This is a genomic window from Haloferax sp. AS1 (genome assembly GCF_014530665.1).
GTDB classification, from domain to species: domain Archaea; phylum Halobacteriota; class Halobacteria; order Halobacteriales; family Haloferacaceae; genus Haloferax; species Haloferax volcanii.
In genome coordinates this window covers 1,480,531-1,505,248 of sequence record NZ_SPSA01000001.1, presented here as the reverse complement: position 1 = coordinate 1,505,248, position 24,718 = coordinate 1,480,531, and the positions used below count along the sequence as shown (strand labels likewise).

The 24,718-nt window shown below is 68.1% G+C and carries 22 protein-coding genes; 13 read left to right on the top strand and 9 right to left on the bottom strand.

Annotated elements, in window-relative coordinates:
- Positions 1-41: 41 nt before the first annotated feature.
- Entirely contained in the window at positions 42-1,016 is a 975-nt protein-coding gene (gene purM, locus E4P24_RS08060) for a phosphoribosylformylglycinamidine cyclo-ligase (protein ID WP_115802615.1), read from the bottom strand.
- Between the two features lie 416 nt (positions 1,017-1,432).
- On the opposite strand from purM, the gene E4P24_RS08055 reads away from it, so the two are divergent.
- Complete coding sequence (locus E4P24_RS08055; protein WP_115802614.1) at positions 1,433-1,669, top strand: hypothetical protein; 237 nt, start codon at positions 1,433-1,435, stop codon at positions 1,667-1,669.
- Positions 1,670-2,148: 479 nt separating this feature from the next.
- On the opposite strand, the gene E4P24_RS08050 is transcribed toward E4P24_RS08055, so the two are convergent.
- Entirely contained in the window at positions 2,149-2,772 is a 624-nt protein-coding gene (locus E4P24_RS08050; RefSeq protein ID WP_004063252.1) for a hypothetical protein, read from the bottom strand.
- Positions 2,769-4,454: a TraB/GumN family protein gene (locus E4P24_RS08045; protein ID WP_188148337.1), complete on the bottom strand. Its 1,686-nt coding sequence runs from the start codon at positions 4,452-4,454 to the stop codon at positions 2,769-2,771. The genes E4P24_RS08050 and E4P24_RS08045 overlap by 4 nt, the downstream gene beginning before the upstream one ends.
- Positions 4,455-4,507: 53 nt before the next feature.
- Between E4P24_RS08045 and E4P24_RS08040 the strand changes: the two genes are divergently transcribed.
- The 12 genes from E4P24_RS08040 to dhaM all read left to right on the top strand — a co-directional run bounded on the left by E4P24_RS08040 (position 4,508) and on the right by dhaM (position 16,715).
- Positions 4,508-5,836 carry a glycerate kinase gene (locus E4P24_RS08040; protein WP_188148336.1) on the top strand — a complete coding sequence of 443 codons (1,329 nt, stop codon included), beginning with the start codon at positions 4,508-4,510 and terminating at the stop codon, positions 5,834-5,836.
- Positions 5,837-5,899: 63 nt separating this feature from the next.
- Complete coding sequence (locus E4P24_RS08035) at positions 5,900-6,520, top strand: winged helix-turn-helix domain-containing protein (RefSeq protein WP_115802611.1); 621 nt, start codon at positions 5,900-5,902, stop codon at positions 6,518-6,520.
- 81 nt (positions 6,521-6,601) lie between these two features.
- Positions 6,602-7,045 (top strand): bifunctional nuclease family protein, encoded by a 444-nt coding sequence (locus E4P24_RS08030; protein WP_004041429.1) that lies wholly within the window; start codon positions 6,602-6,604, stop codon positions 7,043-7,045.
- A gap of 60 nt (positions 7,046-7,105) precedes the next feature.
- Positions 7,106-7,588, top strand: a complete 483-nt coding sequence (locus E4P24_RS08025) for an acyl-CoA thioesterase (RefSeq protein ID WP_004063256.1) — start codon at positions 7,106-7,108, stop codon at positions 7,586-7,588.
- 63 nt (positions 7,589-7,651) lie between these two features.
- Complete coding sequence (locus E4P24_RS08020; protein ID WP_004063257.1) at positions 7,652-8,107, top strand: hypothetical protein; 456 nt, start codon at positions 7,652-7,654, stop codon at positions 8,105-8,107.
- A gap of 180 nt (positions 8,108-8,287) precedes the next feature.
- On the top strand, positions 8,288-9,703 hold the full coding sequence (locus E4P24_RS08015) for a DUF4397 domain-containing protein (RefSeq protein WP_188148335.1): 1,416 nt from the start codon (positions 8,288-8,290) through the stop codon (positions 9,701-9,703).
- Between the two features lie 135 nt (positions 9,704-9,838).
- On the top strand, positions 9,839-10,144 hold the full coding sequence (locus E4P24_RS08010; protein WP_188148334.1) for a hypothetical protein: 306 nt from the start codon (positions 9,839-9,841) through the stop codon (positions 10,142-10,144).
- Between the two features lie 32 nt (positions 10,145-10,176).
- Entirely contained in the window at positions 10,177-10,779 is a 603-nt protein-coding gene (locus tag E4P24_RS08005) for a hypothetical protein (RefSeq protein WP_188148333.1), read from the top strand.
- A gap of 435 nt (positions 10,780-11,214) precedes the next feature.
- Positions 11,215-14,346, top strand: coding sequence for an isoleucine--tRNA ligase (ileS, locus tag E4P24_RS08000; protein WP_188148332.1), 3,132 nt, complete (start codon positions 11,215-11,217; stop codon positions 14,344-14,346).
- Between the two features lie 165 nt (positions 14,347-14,511).
- Positions 14,512-15,510, top strand: a complete 999-nt coding sequence (gene dhaK / locus E4P24_RS07995) for a dihydroxyacetone kinase subunit DhaK (RefSeq protein WP_188148331.1) — start codon at positions 14,512-14,514, stop codon at positions 15,508-15,510.
- A gap of 123 nt (positions 15,511-15,633) precedes the next feature.
- Positions 15,634-16,332 carry a dihydroxyacetone kinase subunit DhaL gene (gene dhaL, locus E4P24_RS07990; RefSeq protein ID WP_004041423.1) on the top strand — a complete coding sequence of 233 codons (699 nt, stop codon included), beginning with the start codon at positions 15,634-15,636 and terminating at the stop codon, positions 16,330-16,332.
- Positions 16,329-16,715, top strand: a complete 387-nt coding sequence (gene dhaM, locus E4P24_RS07985; RefSeq protein ID WP_004063261.1) for a dihydroxyacetone kinase phosphoryl donor subunit DhaM — start codon at positions 16,329-16,331, stop codon at positions 16,713-16,715. Before dhaL ends, dhaM begins: the two co-directional genes overlap by 4 nt.
- A gap of 83 nt (positions 16,716-16,798) precedes the next feature.
- Here dhaM and ptsH1 read toward each other — a convergent pair whose 3' ends face one another.
- From ptsH1 to glpA, 6 genes are all read right to left on the bottom strand, one after another.
- Positions 16,799-17,074, bottom strand: a complete 276-nt coding sequence (gene ptsH1, locus E4P24_RS07980; RefSeq protein WP_004063262.1) for a phosphocarrier protein HPr — start codon at positions 17,072-17,074, stop codon at positions 16,799-16,801.
- 97 nt (positions 17,075-17,171) lie between these two features.
- Positions 17,172-18,236: a hypothetical protein gene (locus E4P24_RS07975; protein ID WP_004063263.1), complete on the bottom strand. Its 1,065-nt coding sequence runs from the start codon at positions 18,234-18,236 to the stop codon at positions 17,172-17,174.
- A gap of 3 nt (positions 18,237-18,239) precedes the next feature.
- Positions 18,240-19,772, bottom strand: a complete 1,533-nt coding sequence (glpK, locus tag E4P24_RS07970; RefSeq protein ID WP_004063264.1) for a glycerol kinase GlpK — start codon at positions 19,770-19,772, stop codon at positions 18,240-18,242.
- Between the two features lie 364 nt (positions 19,773-20,136).
- Positions 20,137-21,447 (bottom strand): anaerobic glycerol-3-phosphate dehydrogenase subunit C, encoded by a 1,311-nt coding sequence (locus tag E4P24_RS07965; RefSeq protein WP_049896069.1) that lies wholly within the window; start codon positions 21,445-21,447, stop codon positions 20,137-20,139.
- Complete coding sequence (glpB, locus tag E4P24_RS07960) at positions 21,444-22,712, bottom strand: glycerol-3-phosphate dehydrogenase subunit GlpB (protein ID WP_115802731.1); 1,269 nt, start codon at positions 22,710-22,712, stop codon at positions 21,444-21,446. The genes E4P24_RS07965 and glpB overlap by 4 nt, the downstream gene beginning before the upstream one ends.
- Positions 22,699-24,486 carry an anaerobic glycerol-3-phosphate dehydrogenase subunit GlpA gene (glpA, locus tag E4P24_RS07955; RefSeq protein WP_115859854.1) on the bottom strand — a complete coding sequence of 596 codons (1,788 nt, stop codon included), beginning with the start codon at positions 24,484-24,486 and terminating at the stop codon, positions 22,699-22,701. The genes glpB and glpA overlap by 14 nt, the downstream gene beginning before the upstream one ends.
- Between the last annotated feature and the right edge of the window lie 232 nt (positions 24,487-24,718).

The following is a 24,718-nucleotide window of genomic DNA, read 5'->3' as shown; positions in this document are numbered from 1 at the left end:
TGCTTCTCATCGAACAGTTCGATTCGGCGCTCGGTCCGGCCTCAGAGGTCGAGGCCGCGAATCGAGACGCCGTCGCCCGCCTCGACGCGCCCGATGACGCGGCCGTCGGTCGCCTCGACGAGCGCCTCGGCGTTCTCCTCGGGAACCGCGGCGACGAAGCCGGTGCCCATGTTGAACGTCGTGTGCATCTCCTCGTCGGAGACGCCGCCGCGTTCTTGGACGAACTCGAACACCGGCTGGGGGTCGAACGCGTCGTCGACGACGTAGCGGAACTCGCCCATGCGTTCGAGGTTGGTCCACCCGCCGCCGGTGACGTGGGCCGCGGCGTTGGTCTCGGCGGCGCGCAGGTCGTCGAGCAGGTAGGTGTAGAGCCGCGTCGGTTCGAGGAGCGCCTCGCCGACGGTGTCGTAGTCGTCGCCGTCCCAGTCGTCGTCGTAGTCGCCGTCGGCCGTCGCGGCCTTGCGGGCGAGCGTGAGACCGTTCGAGTGGATGCCGGACGACGGGAAGCCGACGAGCGCGTCGCCTTCCTCGGCCTCGCCGGGGAAGATGGCGTCTTTCTTCGCCAGTCCCGCGCAGGTGCCGGCGAGGTCGAGGCCGTTGATGACCTCGGGCATGACGGCGGTTTCGCCGCCGACGAGTTCGATGTCGGCCTCCTCTGCGCCCGCGGCGAGGCCCTGTCCGACCTGCTCGGCGAACGTCTCGTCGGGGGCGTCGACCGCGAGGTAGTCCACGAACGCGACGGGCCGAACGCCGGCCGCGACGAGGTCGTTGGCGTTCATGGCGATGCAGTCGATGCCGACCGTCGAGTAGTCGTCGAGCGCTTCGGCGACGAGCAGTTTGGTGCCGACGCCGTCGGTGGCGAGTCCGAGGTAGCGGTCGCCGATGTCGAGCAGGCCGGCGTAGTCGCCCGACCCGCCGCCGACCTGTGCGACGAGCGCGGCGGTCGCGGCCTCGCTCGCTTCGATGTCGACGCCCGCGTCGGCGTAGGTCATCCCGTCGGAGTCGTCGTTCGTCATGTTCGTGTACGAGATAGGCCGAAATATAAAATCACAGGGTACGAATCATACACGTTCTCGCATAGATGAGCGTTCGCCGGCGACCCGACCGACGACGGATAGACGGTGGGCCGGCGTCGCCCCCTTCGGTTACCCACTTCCTGCCGAGCGTGCGCGCTCCGAGACGCCCCCCGCTACGACCCTCCTAACCGCCCGCTTCCGAGCTATTGTTATTGAATAATAGACAGCTATTGCAATATTTGCGAAAAAGCACGAGACGAGCGGATAAATATTCTCGGGCGATTTGAGACGTTTGTAAAACGTTACGAAAAGAGAATGTCTCCCGTAACCCGGCCTTGAACGGTCGAAAAAGGACCCGAATTCACGGTAACGCTCGGTCCCTTATATTATGGTCCCTGTCGTATGCAGAAGTGACGATGTCCGGAATCCCCTCCACGAACGACTCGATCGCGCTCGACTTCGCATCGACCGTCGGTCGCCTCGCGTACGCCCCCCTCGAAACCGTCGCCTTCTGGTCGGCAGTCGCGCTGCCCCTCGCGTACCTGCCCGTCCTCAGCGGCGGCCTCTCGACCGGCGAACTCCCCCTCTTCGTCGGCCTCATCGCCCTCCACGCCGTCGCGCTCGTCCTCGGGCGCGACCACGGCCAGCAGTAAACCGCGGTCCTCGACGCGGACGACCAACCCGGATTCGTCTCGGTTCCCCGCCGACGCAGGCCTCTCTCACGGCGCGCCTGCCCCTGCCCGACCGCGAACCGCCCGCAAACCAGTCCACCTGCCCGACTCCGACCCGAACACCGACCTCAGCCAACCTCTGCCCACCCCAACTCACCCCTGCCAACTTCAGCCAACCTCTGCCCACATCAGACACAGCCCAATCCAACCCCGCGTCTCGAACTGCACTCCACGGCCGCAAGCGTCCCCGAATCTCGACCTCGACGACCGGTCCCCGCCGCACTCGTGCGGTCCCCTTCTCCCCGCATTCGTCCTCGTAGCGCCCCGAGTACCGACTGCGCCCCGAGTCCTTCGAGTGCTCTCTGTTCTCCCGTCCGACGCTAGCGGTCGCTCGCGACTTCGAGAACGAGACGAGCCAGAAATAGCGCGATTGGGGTTGTCCGAAACGCCCGCCGGTCGGGTCAGAACCCGACGAACAGGAACAGGCCGACGGTGAGGAGAATCGACAGGACGAGGACGCCGGCGAACACCGGCGTGCTCCACGACTGGACCGTCTTACCGTCGAGCGAGCCGAGCGGGAGCATGTTGAACGCCGCGAGGAAGGCGTTGATGATGAGCCCGCGCGAGCCGACGAGCTGGATTACGTCGGAGCCGACGAGGACGCCGACGACGAGCACCGGCGCGAACGCGACGAGGAGCAGCAGGTTCGTCACCGGTCCCGCGAGGGCGATGAGGCCGTGTTCGCGCTCCGTGAGCACGCCGCGGTGATAGACCGCGCCGGGCGCGGCGAAGATGAACCCGACGAGCGCGCTCATGATGGCGACCGCGAGCATGCCGTAGTCGGCGCGGAACTCGGCCACCTGATTGAACCTGACGGCGACGACCTTGTGGGCGACCTCGTGGAGGAGAAAGCCCACGCCGGCCGTCAGGAGGCTCACGACGAGCGCGAGACCGAACGACCCGTTCGTCAGCAGTTGGATGGTGCGGTTGCCGCCGCCGGCGAAGAAGATGGCGAAGGCGAGGCCGAGCGCGACCCACGCGACGAGCAGGTCGCGGAGCTCGCGCGAGGAAAACGAGACGTTCACGTCAGGGACCTCCAGATGAGGTCGGCGCTGTTGCGCGCGCCCTCGAACATCAGGTTCGTCACGCCCGCGACGCCGCCGAGGTCGGAGGCGATGACGGGGATGACGTAGGTGACGAAGAGGAAGCTCGCGACGATGCTCCCGATGTTCGTCATGGCGACGACCATGATGAGCTTGAACAGCGGCACGTCGAACATCTGGCCGACGAGCTCGACGATGGGCGTCTCCTCGTCGTCGAGCAGTTCGTTCAGCGTGCCGATGTCACCGACGTTGACCGGCGTGTGGCGGAGTTCGACGTAGCCGGTGAACCAGCCGGGCGCGAGAAGCGGGTTGATGGAGGTCATCCACGCGACGAGGCCACCGACGAGGGCGGAGGTCCACCGCGCGCCGGCGACCTTGGCGAGCGCGGCGGCGAACACGCCGTTGATGAGGAACCACGCGCCGAAGATGGTCAGGAGTCGTTCGTTGCCGACGCCGGCCATCGCGAGGAGGACGAAGAAGGCGACGAACACGGCGGTAACGCCGAACCCGAGCAGCTTGCCCCACGGGAAGCCGTCTTTTTCCGCGACGCCGACGAGCGACTCCATCGGCGGGAGCGTCTCGGGGTGTTCGAGGTAGTTCTCGATGCCCTCGCGGTGGCCCGCGCCGACGACGGCGACGACGTGGCGGCCGGACTGCCGGAGCGCGACGAGCTGGTGGGCGATGTAGGCGTCGCGCTCGTCGATGAGCGCCTCCGCGCCGCCGGGACTGAACCGGCGGAACTCCTCCATCATCGCCGAGACCACGTCGCCGTCGGTCAGTTCGGCCATGTCGAACTCCTCGTAGTCGGCGTCGGCGTCGCCCTCGACGGGCGCGAACAGGCCGAAGGCGTTCAGGACCGCGCCGACGGTGACGCCCACGACGACGCCCGCGAGGACGCCGATGACGAGGCTGCCGACGATGGCGGTGCCGAGGCTCCCGAGGAGTCCGGAGACGAAGCCGGTACCGACTCCGAGGCCGAAGCCGGCGACGATACCGATTGCCGCGCCGCCGCCGAGGCCGGCGAGAATCGCGTCGTCGCCGTCGAGAGAGAACGAGGCGACGGTGTAGAGCAGATACGCGGCCACGCCACCGAAGACTGCGGCCGTGGCCGTGCGCGTCAACAGGAGGTCGGTGACGCCGACCGCGCCCCCGAACAGGCCGACGAGCGGCCCGAGGACGACGCCGACGGCGATGCCGAACACCGCGCCGACCCCGCGGGCGTCGGCGACCCCGAACAGGAGGTCGCCGGCCATGCGCATCTTTTCGAGCGTGCCCATCCGCTGCCAGAAGCGCTGGATGGTCACCTGGATGTCGCGGTCGACGAGCGCCACGTCGAGACCCTCTTCCTCGGCGGTCTCGACCGCCGCGAGCATGTCCGCGCCGGGCTTCACGTCGAACTTGTCTCCCATCCGCGACTGGACGTACGACAGCATCCAGTAGGCGATAAACTGGAAGACGGTGTTGCCGCGGAGCAGGTCGCGCGCTTCGATGTCGTCGGGCGTTCCGCCCTTCAGCTGTCGGTAGCGCCCCTCGTCGAGTTCGACCGCGACGACGTCGGGACGCTCCTCTCTGACGGTCTCTTCGACCTCTCTGACGCTGTCGGCCGAGACGTGGGCCGTGCCGACGACGCGGACGTGGCCCTCGCCGGGCGACGAATCGTTCATCGCCGGGTTTACCGCCCCACGGTTTTTATCCGTGTCGGCATCTCCCACGAACTATGCAGGAGTTCGACGCGCGAACCCCGACGCCCGCCCACGAGACGGCCATCGACTGCCTCCGCGCCGGCGTCGAGGCCGTCCTTCCCGACCGCGTCGTCCGCGAGTCGGTGTCGCTCGACGGCGACGCGCTGACCGTCGCGGACGAGACCTACGACCTGAGCGCCTACGACCGAATCCTCGTCGTCGGCGGGGGCAAAGCCGGCGACGGCGTCGCCGACGCCCTCGAAGCCGTCCTCGGCGACCGCATCGACGACGGCGTCGTGGTGACGCCGGACCCGACGCCGAGCCCCGACGGGCGAATCGAGCGACTCCCCGGCGACCACCCGGTCCCCTCCGCGCGCGGCGTCGAGAGTACCCGGAAACTCGTGGACCTCCTTTCGGACCTCGACGACCGGACGCTCGTCCTCGCGGCCATCACGGGCGGCGCGAGCGCGGTCCTCCCGGCCCCCGCCGAGGGCATCTCGCTCGCCGAGTTGCAGGAGACGACCGACAGACTGCTCGAAAGCGGCGCGGAGATTCACGACCTCAACGCGGTCAGAAAGCACGTCTCGACGCTGAAAGGCGGCGGTCTCGCGCGACTCGCCGCGCCCGCGACGGTCGTCGGCCTCGTCCTCTCGGACGTGGTCGGAAACGACCTCGGCGTCATCGCCTCCGGCCCGACCGCGCCAGACGAGACGACCTACGACGACGCCCTCGACGTGCTGGACCGCTTCGACCTCGACGTGCCCAAACCGGTCCGCACGCGCCTCGCCCGCGGCTCCGCGGGCGACGTGCCGGAGACGCCGAAGCCCGGCGACCCGGTGTTCGACCGGGTGACGAACCACGTCCTCGCGGACACGTTCACCGCGCTCGACGCCGCCCGCGAGGTGGCCGACGAACGCGGGTACGACCCGCTCATCCTCTCCTCCCGCGTGCGCGGCGAGGCGCGCGAGGCCGCGAAGACCCACGTCGCCGTCGCGGAGGAGGCGCTGGCGACCGGAAATCCGATCACCGCGCCCGCAGTGGTCCTCTCGGGCGGCGAGTGCACCGTGACGGTCCGGGGCGACGGCGACGGCGGGCCGAACCTCGAATTCTGCCTCGCGGCCGCCGCGGAACTCTCCGACGGGACCGTCCTCGCCAGCATCGACAGCGACGGAAAAGACGGCGGGACCGAGGTCGCGGGCGCGGTCGTTGACGCCTCGTCGGTCGCCGCGGGCGACGCCCACGCCGCGCTGGCGAGAAACGACGCGCTCCCGGTGCTCCGAGAGGCCGGCGCGCTCGTCGAGTCCGGCGCGACGGGGACGAACGTCAACGACCTGCGCGTCCTCGTGGTCAGCGAGGGCGTCTGAGCGCCGGCGATTTTCGGCTGGCGGGACAACAGGTTTGTATCCTCCGGCGGAGTACTCCACGCCATGGCCGGTTTGTTGCCCTCCACCCCCGACACCTCCGCCGCGGACGAGTCCTCCCCGCGGGTCATCGGACTCGAAGACGACGAGGCGTCGGACCTCCTGTCGGCGCTCTCGTCGGGGACGGCCCGCCGCGTGCTCGCCGCGCTCCACGAGGAGCCGACGAACGCCGCGGAGCTCGCGGAACGCGTCGACACGTCGCTCCAGAACGTCCAGTACCACCTCCGAAAGCTCGACGACGCGGGCCTCGTCGAGGTGGTCGACACCGTCTACTCCGAGAAGGGCCGCGAGATGAAGGTGTACGCGCCCGCCGACAGGCCGCTCGTCGTCGTCGCCGCGGGGGAGGAAACCCGGACGGGGCTGGCGTCCATGCTGACGAGCCTGCTCGGGGGCGTCGCCGTGTTGGCGCTGCTGTCGGCGCTCGTCCAGTGGGTCGCCACGCGCGGGGTCGGCGTCCTCGGCGGCGGTGGCGGTGCCGCGGAGTCCGCCGACGCCGGGGCGGTCTCGACGATGGCCGCGGAGGCCGCGCCCGCGGCGGCGCAGGTCGTCCCGCCGGGGCTCGCCTTCTTCGCCGGCGGCCTCGTCATCCTGCTCGTCGTCGCGGCCGTCCAGTTCGCCCGACGGTGAGGCCCCGCGGGGGCCGACGGCGACCGGGCCGGCCATTCGCGCTGGGGTAACTATTCGTACTCCCCCCAACTACAACGTAGCATGAAACACCGTGCCGTGGTCCGCGGTATCGGGGTCGGCGTCGGCGAAGACGGCTCGAACGTCCCGGCGGTCGTCCTTGAAGCGCGCGACGAGTTCCTGCCCATCGTCATCACGTCGGACCAGGCTCAGGCCATCCAACTCGGTCTCTCCGGCGAGCAGTTCGAGCGCCCGCTGACCCACGACCTCCTGGTCGAGATGGTGACGGAGTTCGGGGGGGCAATCGACAGCATCCGCATCGACGACCTCTCGAACGGCACGTTCCTCGCCAAGGTCGACGCCGAGCGCTACCACGACGGAGAGGCGCGGTCGGTCGTCTTCGACGCGCGCCCGAGCGACGCCATCGCCCTCGCCATCCGCGTGGACTGCCCGATTCTCGTCTCCGACGAAGTGCTCGACGCCGCCGGCCAGTCGCCCGAGGCGTTCGACGCCGACTTCGACGAGTGACCCGGGGCCGTCGCCGCCGCGCCCCACGATTTCAAGCCCCCTCGGCGTGACCCTGCTCGCATGAGCGAACCCACCGCGACGCTCGACGAGTCGCGCACCGAGATGACCGAACTCCTCCTGCCGAACGACACCAACAACCTCGGGCGAGCCCTCGGTGGCGCGGTCCTCCACTGGATGGACATCTGCGGGGCCATCGCAGCGATGCGCTTTTCGAACCGCCAGTGCGTCACCGCGTCGATGGACCACGTCGACTTCATCAGCCCCATCGACCTCGGTGAGGTGGCCGTCATGGAGGCGTACGTGTTCAACGTCGGTCGGACCAGCGTGGACGTGAAAGTCGACGTGCACGCCGAGAACCCGAAGACCGACGAGCGACGGAAGACGACCACGTCGTTCCTGACGTTCGTCGCGCTCGACGACGACGGGAAGCCGACGCCCGTGCCCCGCCTCGTCTGCGAGACCGACGAGGAAGAGGAACTCCGCGCCGAGGCGGTCGCCGCCCGCGCCGACCAGCTCGAATCCGTCATCGAGCGCATGGAGTAGGGCGGACACTCCCACCGACGACAGCGCCGAACTCTTTTCCCCCGCGGCGACCGACTGGCGACCATGCTCGACGTTCCCGTCCCGGCTCCGCCGTCGCTCCCGACCGTCGACCCGAACCAGTACGACGACGCGCAGGTGGCGGCCGACGCCGACTTCAAGCGCGCCGAGTTGGAGGAGTTCCTCGAAGCCGGCGCGTGGGCCGACGCCTTCGAGGCGTGGGCCGCCGAGACGCCCGTCACCGAGGCGCAGTGGGAAATCGTCCTCGACCTCGACCTCCTCTCCCACTTCGACTTCTTCTGGGACGACTTCGCGGACCGCGTCGGCTACCACGCGCCGGGCATCCCCGAGGACTGGAAGGAGCGCGAACTCCACCCCGAACTCACCTCGTGGGGCGAGGTGTCGTCCATCAACGCCGGCCTCACCGAACTCGGACAGGACGTGTGCGACGTGCTCAAAGACGACTACATCGACTGGGAGTCCGAGTACGAAGCGCCCGACGACCTGCCGGACTTCGGCTGAGTCGCCGCATCTCTCCCCGTCCGTCGTTTTTCTTGGCACGGCCTCTCACGACCTCCGAAAACCGTTGGGAATATTCTTTTATTCGTGATATCCCCGTCGAACGTACTTATTTATGGGGATATTCTGGTCAGATTTGGGAAAACGGTGATGTCCCAATCGCCGCTCTCATCTCCTGTCGCTATGACGAACATGAAACGCCGCGACGTGCTCCGTGGATTCGGTGGCGTCGCCATCGCGGGCGGACTCGCAGGATGTATGGGCGGCGGCACGGCCGACGACGAAACCGAGACGACCACGACGGCGACCCCCACGCCGACGCCGACGCCGACCTCGACGCCGACGCCGGAGCCGGAAATGGCGATGCTCCGCGTGGCGCATCTCTCGCCGGACGCGCCGAACGTCGACGTGTACGTCGACGACGCGGTCGCGCTCTCGGACGTGCCGTTCGGCGCGGTCAGCGACTACCTCTCGGTGCCCGTCGGGACCCGAACGGTGAAAGTGACCGCCGCCGGCGACGAGTCGACAGTCGCCTTCGAGGGCGACCTCGACGTCGCCGAGGCGACCTACACCGTCGCCGCGGTCGGCGAACTCTCCGAGGAGACGTTCGAACCGCTCGTCCTCGAAGACGACGTGTCGCTCCCGGCCGACGACACGGCCCGCGTCCGGGTGGTCCACGCCTCGCCCGACGCACCCGCCGTCGACGTGACCGCCGGCGATACGGTGCTTTTCGACGGTGTCTCCTTCACCCAGTCCGGGAGCGTCGAGGTGCCGGCCGATACTTACGCGCTTCAGGTCCGGGGCGACACGGAGTCGAACGACGGCGACGCGGTCGCCGAGTTCGACGTGGAACTCGCCGGCGGCACCGTCTACACCGTGTTCGCGGCGGGCTACCTGTCGCCCGATGACGAGCCAGCCGACGCGGGCTTCCGGCCCGTCGCGGCCGTCGACGCCGGCTCCGGTGGCGGCGGACTCGTCCAGCGCGACGTGTCGCTCCGCGCCGCGCACCTCTCGCCTGACGCGCCGAACGTCGACGTGCTCGTCGACGGCGCGGTCGCGCTCTCGGACGTGCCGTTCGGCGCGGTCAGCGACTACCTCGCGCTGACCGCCGGCTCGCACCAAGTGACGATTCGCGCGACCGACGCGCCCGACACGGTCGTCTTCGACGAGATGCTCGACCTCGCGGCCGGCGCGTACACCGCCGCGGCGCTCGGCGAGCTCGACTCGGCGGCCGAAAACGGCTTCGCCGTCTCGCTCCTCGAAGACGACCGCTCGGCCCCCGCGGACGACATGGCCCGCGTCCGGGTGCTTCACGCCTCTCCCGACGCGCCCGCAGTCGACGTGACCGTCGCTGGCTCCGGGGACGCCCTCGTCGACGGCGCGGCCTTCGGCGACGCCGCGACCGTCGAGGTCCCCGCGGGCGAGTACACGCTCCAGATTCGGGGCGACACGGAGTCGAACGACGGCGACGTGGCCGCCGAGTTCGACGTCGCGGTCGAGGGCGGCCGCGCCTACACCGCCATCGCGCTCGGCTACCTGACGCCGGACGACGAGCCAGCCGACGCCGCGTTCGACCTCAGCGTCGTCGCGGACAACTGAGCCGGGGCGAGTCATCCGACCGCCCGGCGGTCGGCCTCGCTCAGCCCCACGCTTCCCCTCCGAGCGACCTCCTCTCCAACGAATGACGACGACACGACCCCGACGATTCGGACTGCCGCGCGCCCAGCGGCGGCCATGAGCGTCTGGGTCGACGCCGCGCGGCTCTCGCTCGGCGCGAGCGTCACGTTCCTCGTCGTCATGCTCGGCATCTGGGCGCGGAACTACCTGCTGTTCCGGTCGAAGCACGCGCTCGGTCTCGTCGTCTTCGGCGTCTTTCTGCTCGCACAGAGCCTCTTCGCGCTCTACTACTACCTCGTCGACCCGACGCTGTCGGTCTGGTTCGCCACGGCCGTCCCCGCCGCGGCGTGGCGGGTGCTGATGGGAATCCACGTCCTCCAAGCGGTCGCGCTGGGGGTCCTCCTGTGGATTACGTGGGATTAAACGTTAACCCGGAGGCCTCCGAGCCTCCTTGCATGGACCGCCGAGCCCTCCTTTCGAGCGCCGCCGCGCTCTCGCTTGCCGGTCTCTCGGGCTGTCTCGCTGACGCCCGACGGACCACAAGCGGTCGCATCCACGCCGACACCGGCCACTCGAAACTCCATCCGGCAGACGAGCGGTACGTGACCGGGTCGTTCCCCGACGACGCCGATTTCCGCGGGTGGCTCTTTTCGGACCCGCCGGCCGACCAGCGGGACGTGTTCACCGACCGCGCGATGCAGGGGCAGTACTCGAACGACCTGCTGGAAGCCGACGGCGACTCGTTCGTCCTCCTGTTCGAGGTCCGGATGCCCCGCGAGGACGCCGCGTTCTACAACGTCGCGCAGTCGCCGTCGTGGACCGGGTGGCGCGACGCCGACATCCCGATTCGGCGGTCGCCGCCCGCCGACCTCGAACCGTTCGAGGCCGACACGCTCGTCTGCACCCACCTCTCGACGTTCGACGTTGCGAGGGGGGCGGCCCCGACGAACGCCGCGCTCCGGGTGTTCGAGCGCGACGACGAGTCCGGCACGACCCACGGGTCCGACCCCGAACAGACTGTGGCGACCTACCGCGTCGGTCGCTGGGCGGACCGATAGCGTCGGCGTCGGTGGTGGCGGTGGCGTCGGGCCGCGAGTCGGCGTCGGAGTAAGCGTTATGTCGATTCCGAGACTTCGTTCGAACAGCATGCGACGACTCCTGACTCTGCGCCGCCCGCCCGCGGTCGGCCAGTCACGGCGCTCGGTCGTCGCCCCGTCGCCCATTATTGCGGGGCGGTAGCCTCGCACATCTCTCATCCTCGACTCCCGCCCGTATCGACTTCCGAGCGACAGCGGTCTCCCGTCCGGTGTGACCACGACCACCGGAACCCAACATGGAGCGACGCACGACCCACACCCGACAGGCGTATCGACAGCGACCAACAGACCACCGACAGCGGAGGGTCTCCCGTGTCTGAGTCCGACCCGGCGGAACGCCCGGCCGACGCGGACCAGACCCGCCGTTTTGATATATATCCGCGAGAAGGACGGGGTATGGAAGACATCGCAGACCAGTACACGCCGTCGGACGTTGAGTCCGTGGTCGGCGAGTACTGGGACGAAAACGACGCGTACGAGGCGACGAAGGAGGCACACGCCGACGACCCGTCGTTCTTCTTCGTCGACGGCCCGCCGTACACGTCCGGCCAGATGCACCTCGGCACGGCGTGGAACAAGACGCTGAAGGACGCCGTCATCCGGCACAAGCGCATGACGGGGCATCAGGTCACGGACCGTCCCGGCTACGACATGCACGGCCTCCCCATCGAGGTCAAAGTCGAGGAGGAACTCGGCTTCACCTCGAAGCGCGACATCGAGGAGTTCGGCATGGAGCAGTTCATCCAGAAGTGCAAGGAGTTCGCCGTCCGCAACCGCGAGGCGATGGACGAGGACTTCCAGTCCATCGGCGCGTGGATGGACTGGGACAACCCCTACCAGACGCTGTCGCCCGAGTACATGGAGTCCGCGTGGTGGGCGTTCTCGAAGGTCGCCGAAAACGGACTCGTCGAACAGGGCAAGCGTAGCGTCAACTACTGCCCGCGCTGTCAGACCGCCATCGCGGCCAACGAGGTCGAGTACGACGAAATCACCTCGCCGTCCATCTACGTCAAGTTCCCCCTGAAGGGCCGCGAGGGCAACCTCGTCATCTGGACGACGACGCCGTGGACCATCCCCGCGAACACGTTCGTCGCCGTCGACGGCGAGATGACGTATCAGGAGGTCCGCGCCGAGAAGGACGGCGAGAGCGAAGTGCTGTACCTCGCCGAACCCTGCGTCGAGGAGGTCCTGAAGAAGGGCCGCTACGAGGACTACGAGGTGCTCTCGGAGGTCACGGGCGAGGAGATGGTCGGCTGGGAGTACGACCACCCGCTCGACGGCGTGGTCGACGAGTACGCCGACTTCGAGGGCGCGGGACAGGTGTACACCGCCGACTACGTCGAGGCCGACCGCACGGGCCTCGTCCACTCCGCGCCCGGCCACGGGCAGGAAGACTTCGCCCGCGGGCAGGAACTCGGCCTCGACGTGTTCGTCCCCGTGGACGACAAAGGCGAGTTCACCGAGCAGGGCGGCGACTACGCGGGCACCTTCGTCCGCGACGCCAACCCGGAGGTCATCGAGGACCTCGACGAACTCGGCCACCTGCTCCACGCCGGCGAGCACGACCACCGCTACGGCCACTGTTGGCGCTGTGACACGGACATCATCTTCCTCGCCACCGACCAGTGGTTCATCACGGTCACCGACGTGAAAGAACAGCTCCTCGACAACATCGAGGTGTCCGAGTGGCACCCGCAGTGGGCCCGCGACAACCGCTTCCGCGACTTCGTGAGCGACGCGCCCGACTGGAACGTCTCCCGGCAGCGCTACTGGGGCATCCCGCTTCCCATCTGGGTTCCGCAGGACGCCGACGCCGAGGACGCACAGGAGATGATTGTCGTCGGCACGCGAGAGGAACTGGCCGAGCGCGCCGACCAGGATATCGACCCCGAGACGGTCGACCTCCACCGGCCCTCGGTCGACCCCATCACCATCACCGAAGACGGCGTCACCTACGAGCGCGTCCCCGACGTGTTCGACGTGTGGATAGACTCCTCGGTCGCCACGTGGGGCACGCTCGACTTCCCCGGCGAGACGGACGCCTACGACGAACTGTGGCCCGCCGACCTCATCATCGAGGCGCACGACCAGACCCGCGGCTGGTTCTGGTCGCAGCTCGGTATGGGCACCGCCGCGACCGGCGAGTCGCCGTACAAGGAGGTCATCATGCACGGCTTCGCCAACGACAAGGACGGCCGCAAGATGTCCAAGTCCGTCGGCAACATCGTGACGCCCGAGGAGGCCATCGACCGCGCCGGCCGCGACCCGCTCCGCGCCTACCTCCTCAGCCACGACCAGCAGGGCGTCGACCTCTCGTTCGAGTGGGACGGCCTCGCGGACACCCAGTCGACGCTCAACATCTTCTGGAACGTCTTCCGCTTCCCGCTTCCGTACATGGACCTCGACGGCTACGACCCCGCCGAGGCCGACCTCTCTGCGGGCGAACTCACCGTCGTCGACGAGTGGGTGCTCTCGCGGCTCCAGACCGTCGAGGCCGAGATGGCCGACGCGTGGGACGATTACGAGGTCTCCACCGCGCTCAACACGCTCCTCGACTTCATCACGAAGGACGTGTCGCGCTTCTACGTGAAGGCCATCCGCGAGCGCATGTGGGACGAGGAGGATTCGGCGTCGAAGCTCGGCGCGTACGCCACGCTCTCGACGGTGCTCTCGGAGTCCATCCGGCTCATCGCGCCCTACGCGCCCTACATGGCCGAGCGGATGTACCAGCGGCTCGACGGCTCGGAGACGACCGTCCACATGCTGTCGTACCCCGAGGCCGACGAGGAGCTCCGAAACGAGGAACTGGAGGCCAACATGGCCGTCCTCCGCGACGTGGAGGAGGCCGCGGCGCACGCCCGCCAACTCGGCGGCCGCAAGCTCCGCTGGCCCGTCTCGCGAATCGTCGTCGAATCCGACGACGAGGACGTCGCCGAGGCGGTCGACGCCCTCTCGGACCTCCTCGCGGAGCGCGTGAACACCCGCGACGTGCAGGTCGTCGAGATCTTCGACGAACTCGTCGAGACGGCCGAGCCGCAGATGAGCGTTATCGGGCCGGAGTTCGGCGCTGAGGCGCAAAAAATCATGGAGGCCGTCGAGGGGCTCTCGCGCGCCGCGGTCGAATCAGGCGTCGAAGTCGACGGCGAGACGTACGACCTCACCGACGAGATGGTCTCGTACCGCGCGGAACCGCCGGAACACGTCAGCGGTGCCGACTTCGAGGGCGGCACGGTCTACGTCGACACCGAACTCACCGACGACATCGAGTCCGAGGGCTACGCCCGCGACGTCATCCGCCGGATTCAGGAGATGCGCAAACAGCTCGACCTCGACGTGGAGGCCGAAATCGACGTGTCGCTCGCCGTCGACGACGAGCGCGTCGCCGGCTTCGTCGAGGAGAACAGCGACCTCATCGCCGAGGAGGTCCGCGCCCGCGAGTTCGACCTCGGAAGCGCCGAGGGCGAGACGGTCGAGACGTGGGACGTCGAAGACGTGTCGGTGACTATCGCGGTCACCCAACTCGACTGAGGCGGTCGCGCGTTTCCGTCCCTCCCCGGTCGCCGCCGGCGTTCGGCCGCCGCCGCGACCCGCGAAATGGAGGGTGCTTACCACCGATTTTTCGCAGACGGCGACCGCCTCGACTTCCGACTGACCAACACTTTTGGCCTCATCGAACGTGAGGGACGGTGAGTCATGAAGAAACTCATCAACGAACCCGGAGCGGTCGTAGACGAGATGCTCGACGGGATGGTCGCGGCGCACCCCGAACTGCGCCGGCTCGACGGCACGAACGTTCTCGTCCGCGACGACGCGCCGGTCGAGGGGAAGGTCGCGGTCGTCTCCGGCGGCGGGTCGGGTCACGAGCCGACGCATGCGGGCTATCTCGGCGACGGAATGCTCGACGGCGCGGCGGCCGGTGAGGTCTTTACCTCCCCGACGGCCGACCAGTTGAACGAGATGATTCAGGCGACGGACGCGGGCGACGGCGTCCTCTGCGTCGTCAAGAACTACGAGGGCGACGTGATGAACTTCGACACCGCCGCCGAGATGGCCGGCATGGAGGGCGTCGACGTCGAGCAGGTCGTCGTCAACGACGACGTGGCCGTCGAGGACTCGCTGTACACCTCGGGTCGCCGCGGCGTCGCGGGCACCATCTTCGTCCACAAGTGCGCGGGCGCGAAGGCCGCCGCGGGCGGCGACCTCGACGAGGTCACGGCGGTCGCGGAGAAGGTCGTCGACAACGTGCGGACGATGGGGATGGCGCTCACCTCCTGTGTCACGCCCGAGAAGGGCGAGCCGACGTTCGACCTCGGCGAGGACGAAATCGAACTCGGCATCGGCATCCACGGCGAGCCGGGCACCGAGCGCGCCGACGTCATGAGCGCCGACGAGATTACCGAACACCTGACCGAGAACGTCCTCGACGACCTCGACCTCGACGAGGGCGAGGAGGTCGTGACGATGGTCAACGGCATGGGCGGCACGCCGCTGTCGGAGCTGTACATCGTCAACCGCAAGCTCCAGTCCATCCTCGACGACCGCGGCGTCGAGACGTGGGACGCGTGGGTCGGCGACTACATGACCTCGCTCGACATGATGGGCTGTTCGGTCTCCGTGCTCCGCGTCGACGACGAGTTGAAGGAACTGCTCGGCGCGCCCGCGGAGACGCCCGGCCTGACCGTCACCGAGTAAGCGACGCGCCGCGTCGTCGGTCGCAGCGAACTCGCGCCGGCGACCCCCGACACGTCACCGATTTTTCGCGGCAGAACAGTCCCGCGGGACAAGGGATTAACCCCCGGCCGACGAAGGTCAGCCATGGCTGACGCAGAGACACAACGCGAAGCGGTGCTGGACGCGCTCGACAACGTCGCGGAGCGCCTCGCCGAGGAGAGGGAGTATCTCACGGACCTCGACTCCGCCATCGGCGACGCCGACCACGGCGCGAACATGGAACGCGGCTTCGGCAAGGCCGCCGACAAGCGCGAGGAGTTCGTCGAGATGGAGCCGAACGAGGTCGTCAAAAACGTCGGGACGACGCTCATCTCGAACGTCGGCGGGGCCTCCGGCCCCCTCTACGGCGGCTCTATCATGTTCGCTAGCCAAGAGCTCGAAGACGGCATCACCGCCGAGTCGTCGGTGGCGTTCGCCGAAGCGTACCTCGACAAGGTCAAGGACCGCGGCGGCGCGCAGGTCGGCGCGAAGACGATGGTCGACGCGCTCGTGCCCGCCGTCCACACCTACAAGAAGTCTATCGAGCAGGACGACCTCCCGCCGCTGGAAGCCCTCGCCAAGGCCGTCGACGCGGCCGAGCGCGGCGTCGCCTTCACCGTCCCCATCAAGGCGATGAAGGGCCGCGCGTCGTTCCTCGACTGGCGCTCGGTCGGCCATCAGGACCCCGGCGCGACGAGCACGCTGTTCATCCTCGAAGAGCTCCTCGAAACGGCCGAGGAGTACCTCGACGGCGAGGTCGACCGCGACGCGCGGGCCGAAGACGCGGTCGGGAGAGGCGAATGATTGGCCTCGTCGTCGTCTCGCACAGCGCGAAGGCGGCCGAGGGAATCGCGGAGGTCGCGGCGCAGATGGGCGGCGGCAACGCCCGCATCGTCCCCGCCGGCGGCGACGAAGACGGCATCGGAACCTCGCCGGACCGCATCCGCGAGGGCATCGAGGAGGCGGACGACGGCGACGGCGTCGTCGTCCTCGTCGACCTCGGCAGCGCCGTGATGAACGCGGAGCTCGCCATCGAGATGGCGATGGACTCCGAGGCGGTCATCGCGGACGCGCCGGTGCTGGAGGGGACGCTCAACGCGGCCGTCGAGACGACGAGCAAGAAGGCGACGCTCGACTCGGTCGTCGAGCGCGCCGAGGACGCCCGCGACTACCGGAAGCTGAACTGATCTGCGCTGAACCGGCCGAACTGAGTCGGTTCGTCGATTCGTGCCGGTAAAACACCGCCGCGGGAGCGGCGGGCCGTCGGTTCTTATTCTTCGTCGCCGGATTCGGGCGTCGAGAGCACTGCTTCGAGCGCGTCGAGCGCGGCCTCCGCGTCGTCGCCGTCGGCGACGAGGCGAATCTCCTCGCCGTGGCCGACGCCGAGGCCGGTGACGGCGAGCATGCTGGCGGCGGGGACGAGGTCGTCCTCGTCGGCCCGGCCGAGTTGGACGTCGGCGTCGAAGGAGTTCGCGGTCTCGACGAACTGGGAGGCGGGACGTGCGTGCAGGCCGTCTTTCGGGACGACGGTGACGATGCGTTCCATACGTCGGGTATCGACCGCGGAGCGTTATCGCTACCGGTTGCGGAACGCAGCGCAGAAAAATCGTGAACGACGGGTGCGGGGCCGGAGGCGTCCGGGTTTAGAGCCCGAGGTACGCCGAGTTCGGGATGACCCCGAGCAGGAACAGCACGCCGATGAGCAGCGAATAGATGGTAATCGACATCGCCGGCGGGTCCACGTGCGTCCCGGAGTGCGCGTAGGCGATACGCTGGGTGAGTTCCCCGAGGAGCGCACCGATGACGCCACCGACCGCGGCGGCGACGATGATGAGCGGTTCGTTACCGCCGACCATCGGCGCGGCGACGCCCGCGAACGCCGACCCACCGAGGGTGATGTGGTGGGTGACGGGAATCTTCTCGACGCCGAGGTTCAAGAACAGCAGGCTGGCCGCCGAGATACCGTAGGCGAGGAAGAAGCTCCCCGTGATGAGCCACGCCCAGCCGCCGAGAATACCGGCCCCGAGGCCGATAACGACGATGTTGACCCACTTGTACTGGTGGGGGAGCCACGGCTCGGTCGCGGGCCGACCGCTACCGTCGCCGCGCATCTCGCCCTTCTCGAACGGCGACATGTCGAGGAGGCCGCTGCCGGCGGGCGAGCCGATGAGCGGGTAGTCGAAGGCGACGCGTGCGATGAGCGCCGTCGTCATGACCGACAGCGCGACGCTGTCGAGCGGGAGGCCGATACCGCCGGCGACCCGGGAGATGAGGAGCCCGAGGACGCCGAACAGGCCGCCGACGGCGAGGATGTCGGGCTTCGTGCCGAAGGCGTACGTGATGTCCTTCCCGAAGTGGTAGCCGCCCTCGCTGGGGTTCATGTCGGCGTACCGCTTGCCCGCGTAGGCGCTGGCGGCGACACCGCCGGCGAAGGCGATGTGCGGGCCGACGAACGGACCGAACCCGATACTGCCGGTGATACCCGTGCCGAGCTCGCCGGCGGTGACGAGGTCGGCACCTTCGAACTGTCGGATGACGATGCCCGCCGTCTCGCCGAGCAGCACGACGAAGCCGGTGAAGATGAACGACGGCAGCGCGCCGAGCGCCGCGCCGAACATGCCGCCCGCGAACGCCGCGAGCAGGAGGACGATGAACCGCTCGGTACTGACGCCGATGACCGGAATCTGGAGTGCGAATGCTTCGAACACGTGTTATTCCTCCCGTGCCCAGTCGAGCGAGCGGTCGACGGCCTCTTTCCAGCGGCCGTAGCGGTGCTCGACGTTCTGTGGGTCTTTCGGCTCGAACTCGCGGTCCACCTGCCAGTTCTCGCGGAGTTCGTCGAGCGTCTCCCAGTAGCCGACGGCGAGGCCGGCGGCGTAGGCCGCGCCGAGGGCGGTCGTCTCGTCGACCTGCGGGCGGACGATTTCCGTGTCGAGGATGTTCGACTGGAGCTGACAGAGGAAGTTGTTCTTGACAGCGCCGCCGTCGACGCGGAGACTGGAGAGGTCGATGTCGCTGTCGGACTCCATCGCCTCGGCCACGTCGCGCGTCTGGAACGCGATGGATTCGAGCGTCGCGCGGACGATGTGCTCACGGCGGGTGCCGCGGGTCATGCCGACGATGGTACCGCGGGCGCGCTGGTCCCAGTGGGGCGCACCGAGGCCCGTGAACGCGGGGACGAAGTAGACGCCGTCGGTGGATTCGACCGACCGAGCGAGCTTCTCGGACTCGGCGGCGTTGTCGATGAGCGTCATGTCTTCGAGCCACTCGATAGCCGCGCCCGTGATGAAGATGGAGCCTTCGAGGGCGTACTGGACCGGCTCACCGGAGCGCTGGAAGCCGACGGTGGTGAGGAGGCCGTGTTCGGACATGACCGCCTCGTCGCCGGTGTTCATCAGCATGAACGAGCCGGTGCCGTAGGTGTTCTTCGCGTCGCCGGCGTCGAAACAGGTCTGGCCGAACAGCGCGGCCTGCTGGTCACCGAGCGCGCCGGCGACGGGGACTTCCGCGCCGAGGAAGCCGTCGGCGTCGGTCGTGCCGTAGTAGTCGTCGTCGGACGACGGGCGGACCTCGGGGAGGAGTTCGCGCGGGACGTTGAACTCGTCGAGGAGTTCGTCGTCCCACTCCATGTCGTGGATGTTGAACAGCATGGTCCGCGACGCGTTCGTCACGTCCGTGATGTGGTTCCCCGTCAGATTGTAGATGAGCCACGTGTCGATGGTCCCGAAGGCGAGTTCGCCGTCGGCGGCGCGGTCTCGGATATCTTCGGGTCGGGAGCGCTGGAGCTTGATGGGGTCGGAGTTGTCCAGCAGCCACTCGGCTTTCGTCGCAGAGAAGTACGCGTCGGGTTCGAGCCCCGTCTTCGCGCGCACGTCGTCGGTCTTGCCCTCCGCTTCGAGCGTCTCGATGCGGTCGGTCGTCCGACGGTCCTGCCAGACGATGGCGTTGTGAATCGGCTGTCCGGTCTCACGGTCCCAGACGAGCGTCGTCTCGCGCTGGTTCGTGATGCCGATGGCTTCTAACTGCTCGGCGTCGAGCCCGGCGCTCGAAAGCGCCGCGTCGATGACCTGCTTCGTGTTGTCCCAAATCTCGTTTGCGTCGTGTTCGACCCAACCGGGCTCCGGGTAGATCTGTTCGTGCTTCTCGTAGGCGTTGGCGACCACCTTGCCGTCGTGGTCGAACACCATGAACCGCGTGCCTGTGGTACCTTGGTCGATGGCACCGACGTAAGTTTCTCCTGACATTTCTAACCAACCTCGATACGAACTCTCGGTGTGAGAGTCCTACCACTACAAACGTGTACAAATTATATGATAAATGTTTCTTTACTACTGCCCCGCATACTGTGGCGTTTGTATTCGGGGTAGAGGGCTTGTACCCACTGTATTCGGGAGTTTTATTTCACACGGGCGCTTTTTTCGACCGTTTTAACCATCGGGTCGGTCCGGCGAACAGAACGACCGCGTCCGCCGATTAACGGGGAAAAACGGCGATTAACCGGCAACACGGTCCTCTAAACCGCCGCCGAACCGGCGCGCGCGCCGAGCGCGACGCGGCCCGAGTGGTGCGGCGCTCGAACGCGTCCCGTCCGTCAGTTGTGCGCGCGAGTCAGACCAGCGCCTCTTCGAGGAGCTGGAGCGGGTGCTTGATGTCGTAGCCCGTGCCGTGTTCCATCTGCATCGAGCAGGTGGGGCACTCGGTCATGCCGACGCTCCCCTGGGCGTGCTCCATGTGGTCGAACATGTCCGCGCCGATCTGCATCGACTTGTCGTACTTCTCTTCCTTCCAGCCGTAGGTGCCGGAGATGCCGGAACAGGAGTCGCCCACGTCCTCGATTTCGACGCCGTCGAGCTGGCGGAACAGCTCGACCGCCTGCCGGTCGAGGCCCTGATTGCGGCCGTGACACGGCGCGTGGTACGCGAACGCCTGGTCGTCGACCGAGGCCTCGCGAACCGCGCCTTCGAGGTCCTCGTGGATACGGAGGTACTCCAGCGCCTCGTAGGTGTGCGCCGAGAGGTCCTCGATACCGTCGATGTCGAACAGTTCGGGGTACTCCTGGCGGAGCGACATCGAACAGGAGGTACACGACGCGATGATGTCGTAGCCCTCGGGGATGAGCCCCGCGAAGTTGTCGACGTTGATGCCGGCGGCGCGCTTGGCGTCGTCGAGCATCCCGTTTGCGAACATCGGCGTCCCGGAACAGCGCTGCTTGGGGACGACGACCTCGTAGCCGAACGACTCGAAGACGCGGACCATCGCCTTGCCCACCTCGGGCGTGTTGTAGTTGGAGTAACAGCCGTGGAAGTAGGCGACGCGCTTTTCCTCGGAGCGGACCTGCGGGCCGCCGCGTTCGTTCCACCACTCGCGGAACGTCTGGGTGGCGAACTCGGGGAAGTCGCGCTCGGCCGTGATGCCGAGCACTTTCTCGTTTATCCGCTGGACGACCGAGTTGCCCATGACGGCGTTCGCCAGCCGCGGGAACATGCTGCCCAACTGGGCGAGCGTGCCGTAGTTGGCGAGGATGCGGTTGCGGATGTACTCCCGCGAGAGCTTGTCCATCTGCTCGTCGACGTACTCGCCGCGGGCCGTGTTGTGCATCTGGCTGAGCGGGACGCCCGAGGGACAGGCGTCGTCACAGCGCATGCAGTTCGAACACGACATGATGGAGTCGTCGACGGCCTCGTCTTCCTTGCGCTTGAGCCGCCACTGCTCCGGTCCCTGGAACTTCGGCCCGGGGAACTCGTCGTCGACTTCCGCGACCGGGCAGGACACGTCGCAGGCGGTGCACTTGTAACAGTTGTCCGCGCCGGGACGGAGGTCCATATCGGTGCTGTCGGGGAACACCTCGACGGCCTCGAAGTCGTCTGTCTGTGCGTCGGGGGTCAAAGTCGGGTTGCCTGGGGATTCTGCGTCACTCATCTGGTTGCCTCCTCGCCCGCGAGTCGGCCGGCGACGGCACCCGTCGCCAAGGAGACGCCGCTCGCGGATTTCTCGCGCGCCACGTCGGCACCGCCGACGACGCCGCCCGCGGCGCGCAGGTTCTCGAAGTGCGGTTCGCCGTCTTCGTCGGTCGGTCGGAGTTCGTCGTCGGGGACGACGCCGAAGCGCGCGAACGCGTGGTCGCCGAACGCCTCGGGGGCGGACCAGTCGTAGCGGTCCTCGGGGTGCGGGACGTGACAGCCGAAGACGGGCTCCGTGACCGATTCGCGGTCGGAGTCGAGGCCCTTGCCGACGAGGCCGCCCGTCGCGAGGACGACCTGGTCGGCCGAGTAGGGCGTCGGTCGGCTCTTCTGGTCGACGACGACGGTCTCGACGCGGCCGGCGTCGGCCTCGAAGTCGACCGCCGGGTTGCCCGCGGAGATGCGGACGCCCGCCTCGTCGAGCGCGTCGAACAGGATGTCTTCGAGCTTGAGTCCGAGCAGGCTCGGCGGCCCGGTCGGCACCTCGAAGACGGGGACGCCGAGTCGGTCGGAAAGCTCCGCGCGGACGTCCTCGTCGTGGTCGTCGCCGAGCATCGCCGGGAAACCGACGCGCGACTCGCCGTCTAACTCGTCGGCGACGGTGTCAGCGAGGACGGAGCGGACCGTGCCGCCGTCCACGTCCTCGTCGCGGTCGAGCGCCTTGGCGAACCGGGTCACCTTCGCGTCGGCGCGGAACCGCTTGGGGAACTCGACGGTGACGCCGCGGGCCGAAAACGGCACGCCGGCGGCCGCGAGGTGGTCGGCCGCGACGGGCGCGTCGAAGTCCGTGAGACCCGCGAAGCCGACGAGCAGCGTGTCGCCCGACGAACTGGCGAGGCCGGGCGCGACCGACGCGGGATACCGAGCGGTCGGCTTCACCGCACCGCCGTGGGTCATCACGAGCGCGTTCGAATCGGTGTGGCCGCCGCGGTAAGCGTCACCGACCGCCTCGTCGAAGATGCGGAGACCGGCGCGGACGCCGTCCTCGCCGACGACGCGGTAGGGGTGGCCCTCCGGGAGCGCGTCGAGGCCGGCGTAGGGGTCCGAGAGGGGACCGTCGCCGCCGGCGTAGCCGAGCACGTCCACGAGGCCGCTTGCCTGTCGGAGCGTACTCTTCTTGTGGGCGAGCAGGCGCACGCGAGCGCCCGTCTCCGCGGCCGAGAGCGCGGCCGTGCAGGCGGCGATGCCGCCGCCGATGACGAGCACGTCGTCAGTTATCGCCATCTGCACCTCCGAGCGCGTCGTCGTCCGCGCGGTCCGCGGCCCGTTCGCGGCCGCCGTCTGCCACCGCGCCGCCGGACGCGACGCCCGAGGCGTCGCCCTCCGACGCGCCGCCGTCGTCGAAGGCGGCGAAGTCGATGTCGGCGTCGGCCGCGGCGGGGTCCTCGTCGCGGTTCATCGTCGCCGCGTGGAGCATGTGCTTCAGCGCGGTCTGGGAGAGCTGCGTGCCCCACATGGCGTGGCGCTCGCCCTTCCAGCGCTCCTGATAGAGGTCGTCGAGGGAGGCGCGGACGGTCTTTTCGTCGTACTCGGGCGCGAGTTCGTTCGCCATCCGGTGACAGCAAATCGCGCCCTGACAGTTGCCCATCGAGGCGCGCGTCTGGATGCGCACGGAGTTGAGGTCCGTGCCCGCGGTGTCGAGGGCGTCCTGAATCTCCGCGCGGGTGACGGCCTCGCACTCGCAGACGACCGGGTTGGGGTCGACGCTGTTGAGGACTTCGTCGGCGCGCGAGCCGAGGCGCTGGGCCGACCGGCGGCCGATGGGCGACCGCAGGCCGAAGTCGTCCATGTAGTCGCGGAGGACGGTGAAGTCCTCGCTGCCCGGTAGCGGCTCGTCGGCGGTGCGGCACTCGGCGTCGACGCCGAGCTTCTCGCAGACGTGGTCAGAAATCTGTTCGGCCATCATCCGGTAGGTCGTGAGCTTGCCGCCGACGATGCTCGTCATGCCCGGCAGGTCGTCGCGGTCGGCGTGGTCCAACAGGAAGAACTCGCGGGTGATGTCCGTCGGGTCCTCCGTGCCGGTGCCCGGCGGCTCGTACAGCGGGCGGACGCCCCAGAAGGAGCGAATCGTCCGCGCGTCGGCCAGCATGGGCACGAGCTCCGAGAGCGTCTCTATCATCAGGTCGACTTCCCAGCCCTCCTCGGGGTAGTCCTCGGGGTCTTCGACTTCCTCGTCGGTCGTCCCGAGGATGCACGTCGTCTCGTGGGGGACGATGATGTCGGCGTCGCCCTTCGGCCGACAGCGGTTGACGACCGTGTCCACCTGCCGGGTGTTCATGATGGTCATGACGCCCTTCGACGGGCGGACCTCCACGTCGACGCCCGCGAGGTCACCGATTTGGCCGGCCCACGCGCCCGTCGCGTTGACGACGTAGTCGGCGCGGATTTCCTCGACCTCGCCGGGTTCGCCGTGGACGTACGGGCCGGTGCCGGTCTGGTGGGTGACCTCGACGCCGACGACCTCGCCGCCCTCGACGAGCACGTCCGTGACCTCGGAGTGCGTCTCGATGCGCGCGCCGTGTTCGACGGCGCTCGCGGCGTTCGCCACGCAGAGGCGGAACGGGTCGACCGCGCCGTCGGGGACCTTGATGGCGCGCTTGATGTCCTTCGCGAGGTACGGCTCTATCTCGCGGGCTTCCTCGGCGGACAGCACTTCGGCCGGAATACCGCACTCGCGGCAGCCCTCCAGTTTCTTCTCGAAGTACTCGTCGGAGTCCTCGGGGCGCTGGACGAACAGCCCGCCCGTCATCTCGACGCAGTGGCCCGCGATACGCCGCAGGACGCGGTTCTCTTCGATACACTCCTTGGCGGACGGCTGGTCCGACACCGCGTACCGGCCCCCGCTGTGGAGGAGTCCGTGCATCCGCCCCGTCGTCCCGTGTGTGAGGTTCCCCTTCTCGACGAGGGTCACGTCCAGCCCGCGCATCGCGAGGTCGCGCGCGATGCCCGTGCCGGTCGACCCCCCGCCAATGACGAGGACGCTCGGCGATTTTTTCATCTGTCTTTCGTGAGGTAGGACCGACGGCACTTTATTTTACCTTCACTCGTCTCGCGCCCCGTTCGTCTCACAGAACGGACCACTTCACAGACCGGAGTGCCATCGTAGTGGTCGTAGAATACCGTATCTCGGCGTTTCTACGCCGAATCAAAACGACGGCAATAATTCAAAATTATTGTTACTATTAGTTACGATTGCTTCGAGCTCGGCGGTCGTCACGAACCTCTCAACT